Annotated in this window: 12 protein-coding genes; 2 read left to right on the top strand and 10 right to left on the bottom strand. The window is 54.9% G+C overall.

Annotated elements, in window-relative coordinates; translation table 11 throughout:
* Positions 1-50: 50 nt before the first annotated feature.
* Positions 51-695: a ribonuclease T gene (rnt, locus tag MIH18_RS05000; protein WP_018403821.1), complete on the bottom strand. Its 645-nt coding sequence runs from the start codon at positions 693-695 to the stop codon at positions 51-53.
* A 47-nt stretch (positions 696-742) separates the two neighbouring features.
* Entirely contained in the window at positions 743-1,774 is a 1,032-nt protein-coding gene (pyrC, locus tag MIH18_RS04995) for a dihydroorotase (RefSeq protein ID WP_249008321.1), read from the bottom strand.
* A gap of 285 nt (positions 1,775-2,059) precedes the next feature.
* Here pyrC and MIH18_RS04990 point away from each other — a divergent pair, with 285 nt between their 5' ends.
* Complete coding sequence (locus tag MIH18_RS04990; protein ID WP_249008322.1) at positions 2,060-2,977, top strand: OmpA family protein; 918 nt, start codon at positions 2,060-2,062, stop codon at positions 2,975-2,977.
* Between the two features lie 54 nt (positions 2,978-3,031).
* On the opposite strand, the gene MIH18_RS04985 is transcribed toward MIH18_RS04990, so the two are convergent.
* Positions 3,032-3,958 carry a histone deacetylase family protein gene (locus MIH18_RS04985; protein WP_249008323.1) on the bottom strand — a complete coding sequence of 309 codons (927 nt, stop codon included), beginning with the start codon at positions 3,956-3,958 and terminating at the stop codon, positions 3,032-3,034.
* A gap of 184 nt (positions 3,959-4,142) precedes the next feature.
* On the opposite strand from MIH18_RS04985, the gene MIH18_RS04980 reads away from it, so the two are divergent.
* Complete coding sequence (locus tag MIH18_RS04980; RefSeq protein ID WP_249014062.1) at positions 4,143-6,887, top strand: bifunctional acetate--CoA ligase family protein/GNAT family N-acetyltransferase; 2,745 nt, start codon at positions 4,143-4,145, stop codon at positions 6,885-6,887.
* 28 nt (positions 6,888-6,915) lie between these two features.
* On the opposite strand, the gene rdgC is transcribed toward MIH18_RS04980, so the two are convergent.
* The 7 genes from rdgC to ubiG all read right to left on the bottom strand — a co-directional run bounded on the left by rdgC (position 6,916) and on the right by ubiG (position 11,594).
* Positions 6,916-7,869, bottom strand: coding sequence for a recombination-associated protein RdgC (gene rdgC, locus MIH18_RS04975; RefSeq protein WP_249014061.1), 954 nt, complete (start codon positions 7,867-7,869; stop codon positions 6,916-6,918).
* 98 nt (positions 7,870-7,967) lie between these two features.
* Complete coding sequence (locus MIH18_RS04970) at positions 7,968-8,168, bottom strand: DUF2788 domain-containing protein (protein ID WP_007349671.1); 201 nt, start codon at positions 8,166-8,168, stop codon at positions 7,968-7,970.
* 103 nt (positions 8,169-8,271) lie between these two features.
* Positions 8,272-9,051 carry a peroxide stress protein YaaA gene (yaaA, locus tag MIH18_RS04965; RefSeq protein WP_249014060.1) on the bottom strand — a complete coding sequence of 260 codons (780 nt, stop codon included), beginning with the start codon at positions 9,049-9,051 and terminating at the stop codon, positions 8,272-8,274.
* 12 nt (positions 9,052-9,063) lie between these two features.
* The gene (locus tag MIH18_RS04960; RefSeq protein ID WP_249008327.1) at positions 9,064-9,297 is read right to left on the bottom strand and encodes a glutaredoxin family protein; all 234 of its coding nucleotides are present in this window, start codon (positions 9,295-9,297) and stop codon (positions 9,064-9,066) included.
* The gene (locus MIH18_RS04955) at positions 9,297-10,046 is read right to left on the bottom strand and encodes a YciK family oxidoreductase (protein WP_249014059.1); all 750 of its coding nucleotides are present in this window, start codon (positions 10,044-10,046) and stop codon (positions 9,297-9,299) included. Before MIH18_RS04955 ends, MIH18_RS04960 begins: the two co-directional genes overlap by 1 nt.
* Before the next feature lie 80 nt (positions 10,047-10,126).
* The gene (locus MIH18_RS04950; protein WP_249014058.1) at positions 10,127-10,792 is read right to left on the bottom strand and encodes an HAD-IA family hydrolase; all 666 of its coding nucleotides are present in this window, start codon (positions 10,790-10,792) and stop codon (positions 10,127-10,129) included.
* On the bottom strand, positions 10,782-11,594 hold the full coding sequence (ubiG, locus tag MIH18_RS04945; protein WP_249014057.1) for a bifunctional 2-polyprenyl-6-hydroxyphenol methylase/3-demethylubiquinol 3-O-methyltransferase UbiG: 813 nt from the start codon (positions 11,592-11,594) through the stop codon (positions 10,782-10,784). Before ubiG ends, MIH18_RS04950 begins: the two co-directional genes overlap by 11 nt.
* Between the last annotated feature and the right edge of the window lie 55 nt (positions 11,595-11,649).

The raw sequence follows: 11,649 nt of genomic DNA, 5'->3' as shown, positions 1-11,649 counted from the left end.
TTAGCATCGCCGCTTTTTTGTTACCGCAACTTTTCAATTCTGCAATAACACTATTCGAAAGGCGGGGGTGGAAAGCCCCCAAGTTCCTGCCAGCGATTAACGATACTGCAGAAAAGGTCGGCGGTTTTTTCCGCGTCGTAAGCCGCAGAGTGCGCTTCTTTACTGTCAAACGGGATGCGAGCCAGTTTACAGGCTTGGGCCAACACTGTGTGGCCATAAGCCAGACCTGCCAGGGTGGCGGTATCAAACGTCGAAAACGGATGAAACGGGTTGCGCTTGATGTCTGCGCGCATGCTAGCGGCGAATACAAAGTTGTGATCAAACGTGGCGTTATGCCCCACAAGAACCGCACGTTTGCAGTCAAAGGCCTTCATCGCCTTGCGTATCGGACTGAATATTTCACTCAGGCCTTCGCGTTCCGGCACTGCCTCACGCTCTGGGTCCCACGGATCTATGCCGGTAAAGTCCAGCGACGACTGCTCGAAGTTAGCGCCTTCAAAGGGGTCTATCTGCTGCAGGTAAGTTTCGCCACGGTGCAGAAAGCCGTTTTCGTCCATGGTGACCATAACCGCTGCTATTTCTAGCAGCGCGTCTTTGGCGGGGTTGAATCCGGCCGTTTCAACATCTACGACAACAGGAAGAAACCCGCGAAAGCGACGGGACATGGGGTGCGTTTGGCTGTTTTCTTCGGTCACTCAAACTCCAACGATGGCGCTATGTGAAAAGGTAATGTAATGAAGGATTACGCTAGGCGCCAGTAAATGGTTTCACCGGCGTTCAATGGCACGATGCTGCCACCGGCTAGCGGCAGCTCGTCAGGCATGGTCCAGGGCTCGCGTACCAGCGTTATGGTGTCTGTGTTACGCGGTAGGCCATAAAAATCGGCACCGTTAAAACTGGCGAAAGCTTCAAATTTATCCAGCACGCCCAACTCTTCAAATACTTGTGCGTACAGGCTGATAGCGCCAAATGCCGAGTAGCAGCCGGCGCAACCGCACGCCGTCTCTTTGCGGTCTTTGGCGTGGGGTGCGGAATCAGTGCCCAAGAAAAATCGTTTGTCGCCGCTGGCCACTGCTTCACGCAGCGCCTGTTGATGGCGATTGCGCTTAAGAATGGGCAGGCAGTACAAGTGAGGCCTTACACCGCCAACCAGCATATGGTTACGATTGTACATCAGATGTTGGGGGGTAATGGTGGCCGCCAGGTTGTCGCCTTGGTGCTGACGCACGAAATCGGCGGAATCTGCGGTGGTGATGTGCTCTAAAACCACTTTTAAGGTGGGAAACGCCGCGAGTGTCGGCGCCAGAGCCCGCTCCAGAAATACTTTTTCACGATCAAAAATGTCGATGTCGGCATCGGTCACTTCGCCGTGTACCAGCAGCAGCATGCCGCAATCGGCCATGGCCTGCAGTGCCGGAAAGATGTTGGCCACATCGGTAACACCGGAATCCGAGTTGGTGGTGGCCCCGGCCGGGTACAATTTGGCAGCGACTACGCCCTGCGCCTTGGCTTGTCGTACGCACTCTGGCGTAGTGGTTTCGGTCAGGTACAAGGTCATCAGTGGTTCAAAATGGCTGTTGCCAGCCGCGTTGCGAATACGCTCGCGGTAGGCCAATGCCTGGTCGGCAGTGGTCACCGGCGGTACCAGATTGGGCATGATAAGGGCGCGACCGAATACCGCAGCAGTCGCGGGTACCACGTCATTCAATATGGCGCCGTCACGTACGTGCAGGTGCCAGTCGTCGGGGCGGGTAATCGTTAGTTGCTGGGTCATGATTGCGAGCCACTCATTAAAAAACCGATGCGTTTTAAAAACGTGAAAGATGCAAAAGGTGAAAAAAGATGCACTGCGCGAAAGATACGCGGCGGCGCCGAAAAATTCGCAGAAGTATAACAGAAGGTTGTGCGGTTTGTTTTACTGAACGGGTCGCGATGGCAACAGCCGCATCATAAAAATGGACGGTGACCTAAAGATGCAAAGCGACTGGCCGATACCTAAGGAAACCGAGTGTTGAACGGTCACCCAGTGTGGCCATGAAGTCCCCAAAGGTAGTGATCGATGACGTTGCGAATGCAATTGTTGACCCGTTGTTTGCCGGCAGCCTTAATGGCTTGCCCTTTACTGAGCGCGTCTGCGCTGGCAACCAGTTTTGGCGCGGGCATCGAAAATAGCCAGTGGTATTTGTCAGAGTCGGTCTTTGAGTGTGCGCTGGTGCACCAGGTGCCCGGCTATGGTCGCGCAACCTTCCGCCACCGCGCGGGTGAAAGCCTGCTTTTTTCGCTGGAAGCCGACACGCCGCTAATGCGCCCCGGCAGAGGGATGTTGGTGGTCGAAGCGCCAAGCTGGCGCCCGGGCGTTGCGCCGAGACCACTGGGCCTGGTTACGGTTCCGGAAGGCCGCAGTGCGGTCGTATTAAGCGCTGTCCAGAGTATGCAGGTTGCCTATGGCTTGCTGGACGGTCTCTCGCCGACGCTTACCCGGCAGTCCTGGTTCAACACTCAACCGGTGCGGGTGCACGTGTCGAACATCAACTTCGCTTCGCCATTTCAAGGATATCGCGCCTGCGCGGGTAATCTGTTGCCGGCCAATTTTGATCAGTTGCAGGGTTCTCGGATTCTGTTCTCTTCGGCCAGCGTGGCATTGAACGATGCAGACAGGCGCAGCCTCGATAAGGTTGTGGCCTATGTGCTGGCCGATTCGACGGTAACTACGGTATTGGTGGACGGTCATACCGACAGAACGGGAAGCCGGATTGATAACCGGGAGCTGGCAAAGGATCGCGCCGAGGCAGTGGCGGGCTATCTGAAAAGCCAGGGTGTCCCAGAAAGCAAAATTGTTGTGCGCGCCCACGGTGACCAATTTGCTGCGTCAGGCAACCCGGCGCAAGACCGGCGCGTTGTTATTCGAATGGAGCGCGAGGGCGATAGCACAGAATGGCAGCAGGCCAGTGCTACACCTAAGCCTGGTGCTGGTTAATAGAGTGCCGCTTAATGGCGCCGGTTAACAACGGCGCACAAGGCCGGCGCGGATTCACTTTACCGCGTGCAGTACTTCAAGATGGGTGGCCACGCTTTCCGCAAGAGCCTTCAGGTGATACCCACCTTCCAGTGTTGAGATAATCCGGTCATTGGCGTGGTCTTTGGCAACGCTCGCCAGCATCTCGGTCAACCAGCGAAAATCCTCGGTTTCCAGATTGAATTCGCCCATCGGGTCCAGCTTGTGCGCATCAAATCCTGCGGAAATCAGCACCAGTTGTGGCTTGAAGTTCTGTAGGCGTTTCAGCCAGCCAGCTTCCACGGCGTGACGATAATCCAGTGCTGAGCAATCGGCCGGCAGCGGAATATTAATGATGTTCTCAGCCTGGCGGTGCACATGAGTGTGCGGGTAAAACGGGTGCTGGAAACTTGAACACATAAGAATGCGTTCATCGCCACCGACAATGTCGACGGTGCCGTTGCCCTGGTGAACGTCAAAATCAATAATGGCAACCCGCTCAAGGCGGTGAAAGCTCAGTGCGCGCATGGCCGCCAAGGCCACGTTGTTGTAAAAACAGAAACCCATGGATTTGCTGCGTTCGGCGTGGTGGCCAGGCGGACGGGCGCACACGAACGCATTGGTGACCTGGCTGCTCATCACCATATCAACCGCCTGAATGTTGGCGCCGGCCGCCAGGCGCGCAGCGCGCAGGGTGTCGGGTGTCATTGCGGTGTCTGGGTCAGTGAACACGCGGCCACGGGTTGGCTGCATCATGTCGAGCTGCTTTAGATAGCTTTCCGGGTGAACAATCAGCAGTTGATCGCGGGTAATTTCATCCGGGCGAACGTAGTCAAGATCCTGAGCGAATGCGGTGTCTGCCAGGTAACTCTGAATGGCGGCAATGCGCTCAGGGCGTTCTGGATGCTCTGGGCCCATGTTGTGTTTACTGCAGTCGTCATGGGAAAAAAAGGCGGTTGTCATAATACGTTGGCTGCCCCGCTGGTATATTGTCTTTTTTTTATGATATCAGGAAAAAATCGGTTGCGGTCTTTCTTTGGTCTAACCTCAATCTTCGTCAAAACTACGCTAATTGACGTTTTACACCCATTTATTAGCGCCTAAGATACACTAATCAAGACGACCCTGATCCATAAGGAACCTGCGCTTGAGCACTCGATACCTGGAAAGTCTGTTTAATCCCGAGTCTATTGTAGTGGTGGGTGCTTCTGAGCGGGCTGACAACCTGGGCGGTATGGTTTTGCGCAACCTGTTGGGCGGCGATTACCCTGGCAAACTGCTGGTTCTGAACCCGAGCGATTACGAGAACGTGCACGGCGTGGCTTGCGCAAAAAGTGTTGCCGACATGCCATTTGTCCCGGAGTTGGCGATTATTTGTACACCGCCGAAAACCGTGCCGAAAATGATCCGGCGCTTGGGCACGGCGGGTGCGCGTACCGCCATTGTGATGACCGGTGGTATGTCGCGCAGCCACAGCAAAACCGGCCGGCCATTGATGTATTCGGTACGCGACGCCGCTCGTGAAAGCGGAATTCGAGTGCTTGGACCCAACACCATCGGGCTGATGGTGCCAGCCCGCAAGTTGAACGCCACTTACGCCCACATGGGGGCGATTCCGGGTCGAGTGGCGTTTGTTGGCCAGTCGGGCACCATTGCCAGCGCGGTGCTGGATTGGGCCTTTGCCCGCGGTGTCGGCTTTTCCTATTTTTTGACTCTGGGCGATGGCATGGACATCGACCACGACGACCTTATCGATTATCTGGCCCAAGACACCCGCACTCGCGCGATTTTACTGCACCTTGAAAACGTGCCTAACCCGCGCCGGTTTATGTCATCGGTGCGGGTAGCGTCGCGCACAAAACCGGTTATTGCTTTGAAGTCTGGCCGGGTGCCGGAATCGGAGTGGTTCGTTCACGAACTGCCAGCCGGCATCAAACACAGCGACCCTATTTACGATGCCATGCTCAAACGCGCCGGTGTGCTGCGTGTAGACGGCCTGGGGCAGATGTTTGATGCTCTGGAAACACTGACGCGCATGAAGCCCCTGCGCCGCGAATCGCTGGTTATGATGGCCAACGGTGTGGGGCCGGGCGTGCTGGCGGTAGACCGTTTGGCGTATCTGGGTGGGGAGCTCGCCACGTTATCGGAATCGGCCATTGAGGCGTTGGCAGAGCTGTTGCCAACGTATTGGACGCGCCGTAATCCTATCGACCTGGGATACAACGCGTCGCCGGAAGTTTACGCCAAAGTATTGAAAATCTTGTCGAAAGAACCGGAGCTTGCGAACGTGTTAGTGATGTACGCGCCAAGCCTGACCGGCGACAGCCGCGAGATTGCCAACTCGGTGATCCAGGGCATGAAGGGCACACGGCTGAACGTGTTTACCTGCTGGCTGGGCCAGAGCACGGTGATGGATTCCCGCGAGGAGTTCTATCGCGCCGGCGTGCCGTCGTTCTTTAACCCGGAAAAAGCGGTGATGGCGTTCATGCAGCATGTGCGTCATCAGCGGGTGCAGCGCCTGCTGACAGAAACCCCGGAATCGTTTACCGATCATTTGTCAGACCACAGCACAACCCGCCGGGTGATCGTGAACGCGTTGCGTGCCGGGCGTAACCATTTGACCAATGAAGAAGCGCGCAGCGTGCTGAGCGATTATAACGTTCGCGCTATAGACACGATATTTTGTGACGATGTGGATGAGGTACTGGGGGCTTTTTCGGTAGAGCGTCGGCCCATGGATATTACCCTGGTGCATGAGCAGGCCTGCCATCCGTTTCAGTCCCACAGCCCGAATCAGAAGCGCTACAACTGCACCATGCCCAAACTTAACAGTGAGGCAGCCATTATTGATGGCTGTCAGAGCTTGTTGGAGGAATACGGCAAGCATTTCCCAGAAAGCGGTTTTTTGGGTTTTGCGGTGCAGTTCTCCTATCAGCATGTGGGCGGGATTGAGTTCAGCGTGGGCATCACCCGTGATGCGCTGTTCGGCCCCTTGGTCGTGTGCGGCGCTGCGGGCGCCCAGATCAACGTCATGACCGACCGACAGATTGCATTTCCGCCGTTGAATATGGTGCTGGCGCGCGAGCTTTTACGGCGCACCTATATGTACAAGCTCCTGAAGGAGCACAGTCTGAAACCGGAGCACGATATTCGCGCTGTGTCGGAAACCCTGGTGACGCTGTCGCAAATTGTGATCGACATTCCGGAGATTCAAGGGCTGGAAATTTCGCCGTTGTTGTTTAACGACGAAGGCGCGGTGGCCGTTAATGTGGCAATCAACCTGTCTGACGAGCCGGGTAAACCGATCATTCAGCCTTATCCGCGGGAGCTTGAGGAGTGGATAGTGCTGCCAAGATCAGGCCGCCGTGTGATTATTCGGCCAGTACTTGCGGAAGACGAGCCTGCCCACCGGGCGTTTCACGAACTGCAGTCACCGGAGTCTATTCGCTATCGGTTCTTCCAGTATCGCAAACATTTTTCCCGCGAAGACGTGGCGCAGATGGTGCAGATCGATTACGACCGCGAGATGGTGTTCATTGCCAACGCGCCCCGCGAAGACGGCAAAGGTGAGGAAACCCTGGGCACCGTGCGCACCTGGACCGACGCAGATAACTTGCGCTGCGAGTTTGCGGTGATGGTACACGACAAAATGAAGGGCGAAGGTTTGGGCAAGACGCTGATGGGGAAAATGATCGACTACTGCCGGGCCCGTGGTACCTCGGAAATGGTCGGGGATGTACTGCCAGACAATCGGCCCATGCTGAACCTGGCCGAGCATCTGGGCTTCCACATCAAGTTCAATCAAGATGAGGAGGTGATGGACCTGAGCTTGGTATTGAACGAACCGGAAAAAGACTGGCAGAGGGAAAGGTTAAACAAGGGCGGTCACTGATCTTCAAATCACGCCGCCCGCTATGGGGTTACTGGCTGACCGGGGCAGGGCGGTCTTCGTCATCTATTAAAGCCGAGCGGTCTTCGCCGCCCAGAGCTTCGAGTAGCCCCGGAATAAGCTTTGCGAGTTCCAGTGTCATCAAGCTAAAACTGGCGTCGAATTTCGCAAGGGCGTCGTCAGCGTCAACGTTTTCCAGCTGTTCCTGAAGAGTTTCACCGAACTTGAGGCGACGAATGCCCAGCTCTTCGTCGAGCACAAACGACACGTTGTCGTCCCAGGTAATGGCCAGCTTGGTGACTTGCATGCCGGCTTGAAGATGGTTTTGAATTTCATCCGCCTGCAAGTTCATACCTTTGCAGCGCACAACGCCGCCGTCTTCCGCTGGGTCTTTTAGTTCGCATTCATCGCCCAGCTCAACTTGTGCCGGTAAATCAATGGATTCGTCCAGCCAGCCAGTAAAGGTGAAGATGGGCGCCTGTTCCACGGCGGGTGGCCGTACCGGCAATGAGCCGATGCTTTTGCGCAGCGCCGATGCGATTTCTTCGGCCTGTTTGGCCGAGCCTGCATCCACCACCATCACGCCATCTTTCGGCGCCAGATAGGCAAAACTGCGACGGTTTTTGGAAAACGCCTGAGGCAGCATTTCCAGCATGATTTGCTCTTTTAGCTCGTCTTTTTCTTTGCGTCGTACTTTTCGGCCCTGATCGATCTCAATGGCTTCGGCGCGCTCTTCCATCAGTTCCTTAATCACCGAACCGGGCAAAATTTTGTCTTCCCGGCGCAATGCAATCAGGTGATAGCCATTGGCGCTGTGCACCAGTGTCTCGCCGTGTTTGCCCAGTGGCGCTACCCAACCTTGGCGTGTGGTTTCTTGAGGTCCGCAGGGCTTGAATGTGTCTGCCTGGAGCTTTTCTTCCAGTTCATCCGTGGTGATATCGAAGGGTTTGGTAAAACGAAAAACACGGGCATTGCGAAACCACATACTGGAAGCATCCTTGAGTCAAAAACAGATCGTGCACGGGTAGAAAATAAGAAGTAGACGCTGAACTGTAAAACGTTCAACTGTAATAGATAGCGCTGTTAGATCTGGATGACTTCAACCAGCACGGTTTTGATGACAAAACCCAGTACGCCCGCACCCATGATAGTAAACATCATAAAGGTGCCGAATTTCCCCGCTTTGGATTTTTTGGCCAGATCCCAGACAATAAACCCCATCCAGATCACAAGACCAGTCAGCAGAACGGCCATGGAAATTTGTGAGAATACTGCTTCGTTCATAAACAGACTCCTTAGAAGTTTAAAATCAGCAATAGAAAATTGTGCTCCGGCTGGAAATACGCCAAGCAAGGAATATTCGGGCTTTAGCTACCAAGGCGTAACGTCAGGCCTTGGTTTGCTCCTCGCGCAGGAAGATCCAGTTGTTGGCATCAGACTGCTCGGGGCTGAAGTAGTAGCCGTCAAGGTCGAATTTTTTCAGGTCTTCGGCCTTGGTAATACCATTCTGTATGGCGTAGCGGCACATCAGTCCGCGGGCCTTTTTGGCATAAAAGCTGATGATTTTATATTGGCCGTTTTTCTGATCTTTAAAATTAGGGGTGATCAGCCGTCCTTCAAGGTTTTTCTTGTGCACCGCTTTGAAATATTCGTTAGACGCCAGATTCACCAGTACGCCGTCGTCGTCATCTAGCAGGCGATTGACCTCTTGAGTGATGGTGTCGCCCCAAAACGCATACAAGTCTTTACCGTGCTGGTTTTCAAATTTTGTGCCCATTTCCAGGCGGTAAGGCTGCATCAGGTCGAGCGGTTTGAGCACCCCGTAAAGGCCGGACAGCATGCGCAGGTGCTTCTGCGCGAACTGAAATTCGCTGTTACTAAAGCTTTCGGCATCCAGCCCGGTGTAAACATCGCCCTTGAACGCAAGAATTGCCTGGCGTGCATTGCTGGGCGTGAACGGTGTGCTCCAGTCGCTGAAGCGTTCGGCGTTCAGCTGCCCCAGCTTGTCGCTAATGCTCATTAGGTTGCTGACTTGGTGCGGCTCCAGCTCTTTGAGCTGGTCAATCAGCTCCCGTGCTGGTTCTAGAAAGTCGGGCTGGGTATGGTGTTCGGTTGCCAGCGGGCTATTGTAATCCAGAGTTTTCGCAGGGGAAATAACCATCAGCATGTCAGGCAAACCTCATTGTAAAAAGCTAAGAAGCTGGTCTTGGGTAAATGGCCAGCTTAGTTCATTGCCGGTGTCGGTGCGGCGTAAAACCGGTATGCGAGTGCCGTAGCGGGCAACCAATTGCTCTGATTGGGCAATGTCCACAACGTTCACGGGTATTGGCTGTGGCGTGGGGGTGTTGGCCAGTAGCGCCTCTGCAAGCTCACACAAGTGGCACTGGGCGGTGGTGTAGAACAACAGCTCCATTATTTTGGCTGGGCGTCTAGTTGCTGGCCGTTAATCCCTGCGCTGTCGCGGCCCATCAGGTACAGGTAGATGGGCATCAATTCTTCCGGTGCCGGGTTTTGCTGGGGGTTTTCCGCCGGGTACGCGTGGGCTCGCATGTTGGTGCGGGTAGCACCCGGGTTCAGGGTGTTAACGCGAATGTTATTCCGCTCGTCATCAAGCTCATCGGCCAGTAACTGGCTCAACCCTTCTACCGCAAATTTCGATACTGCATAGGCACCCCAGTAAGCCCGCGCGGAACGCCCTACGCTAGACGAGGTAAAGATCATCGATGCATCACCGGATTTGCGCAGCAACGGTATCATCGCACGGCTTAGCAGGAACGGCGCCGTGCTGTTAACTTGCATCACCTTGGCCCACTTTTCCGGGTCAGACAGTTCCACCGGACTACGATCGCCCAAAATAGCGGCGTTGTGCAGCAGGCCATCAAGTTTGCCGAAATTGTCTTCCAGGGTCATCGCCAGTTCTTCGTAGTCTTTCATGGCGGCGCCATCAAAGTTCATGGGAACGATGGCGGGCTTTGGATAACCGGCGTTTTCAATTTCGTCGTACACAGATTCCAGTTTAGACACGGTGCGGCCGACAAGTATCACCGTTGCGCCGTGGGCGGCGTAGGCAATAGCCGCTGTGCGGCCAATACCACTGCCGGCGCCGGTGACCATAATAATGCGATCTTTCAGTAGGTCGGCGGGGGCCTGGTAATTCTGCATGACCTGTCTCCATTTAGGGTAAAAATGCACGACAAAACCCGACAGGTTGCTGGCCCGCCGGTATTGCTAAGTAGTGGGAACTATTGTAACAGCTTTGCGAGTTCGCTGACGCTATCGACGGTATAGTGAGAACCCCATAGATCCGCCTCTTCAGGCTTTTCGATATAACCGTAACGCACGGCGATGGTGGTCATGCCGGCGTTGTTACCGGCGTCTATGTCGCGCTGGTGATCGCCTACGTAAATGGCTGTTTGCGGCTCTACATTCACTTCTTTGCAGGCCAGAAACATGGGTTCCGGGTGAGGTTTGCGCTGACTGACGTGGTCTGGGCAAATCAAGGTGCCACAGCGCTCCGCCAGGCCCAGGGCCGCCAACACGGGCGCAGCAAAACGCACCGGTTTGTTGGTCACTATGCCCCACGGAATAGCACGCTGCTCTAAATTGCGCAGCAAGCTGTCCATACCTTCGAACAGGCAGGTGTCTATGGTCATGCCCTGCTCGTAAAGGTCTAGAAATTCGGTGTGTTTCTGTTGGTAGCCGTCATCGTCCGGCTCCAGCCCAAATCCCACACGGACCATGCCGCGGGCGCCGTTCGACACCATGCAGCGAATATGCGGTACCGGCAACTCGTTAAGGCCGTAGGTAATGCGCATGCGGTTCAAAACACGGACAAAGTCCGGCGCGGTGTCAATCAAGGTGCCGTCAAGATCAAACAGGACCGCTGAGGGAGTCAGTTCAGGCTTCACGGCTATCCTTTGCATGCATCATATAATTGACATCGACATTGCGCCCAAGCTTGTACACCTTGGTCAGCAGATTGTAGGTCATTCCAGTCAGTTCACGAATATCCAGGCCGGCAGTGCGCAGGTGGTCTGACATTTCTGACGGGCGAATGAATTTTTTCCATTCGTGGGTGCCTTTGGGCAGTAGGCTCAACACGTATTCAGCCCCAACAATGGCAAACAGAAACGATTTCGGGTTGCGGTTGATGGTGGACACAAACAGATGGCCGCCGGGCTTTAGCAGACTGGCGCAAGCACGAATGACCGAGCCCGGATCTGGCACGTGCTCAAGCATTTCGAGACAGGTAACAACGTCGTATTGGCCTGCGTGCTTTGAGTCGCGGGCCAGTTCTTCCACGGTAATTTTCTGATAGTCGACTTGAACACCACTTTCCAGCCCGTGCAGCCGCGCCACGCTTAGCGGTGCTTCGCCCATATCGATACCGGTCACGTGGGCGCCACGGCGGGCCATGCTTTCTGATAGCAAGCCGCCGCCGCAGCCAATGTCGATGACTTTTTTACCAGGTAGGGACACGCGTTCGTCGATGTAGTTCAGGCGCAGCGGGTTAATGTCGTGCAGGGGTTTGAATTCGCTGCTGGGGTCCCACCAGCGGCTGGCCAGAGCTTCAAATTTGGCGATTTCGTTACGATCCACATTACGCTTCAAGTTGGAATCTGACGAGTGATTTGAAGAGTGATCTGACGAGTAATCTAAAGGGTTATCTGAATTACGACCTGAATTACGACCTGAATTAGGAGTAGTCATGTTTGCCTGCCTGGTGATGCGATTTGGATACAGTTATATAAAGCTCGTCGCGTGG

This window comes from Marinobacter sp. M3C, from assembly GCF_023311895.1.
Lineage (GTDB): Bacteria > Pseudomonadota > Gammaproteobacteria > Pseudomonadales > Oleiphilaceae > Marinobacter.
This window is presented reverse-complemented; position numbering and strand designations above follow the sequence as displayed.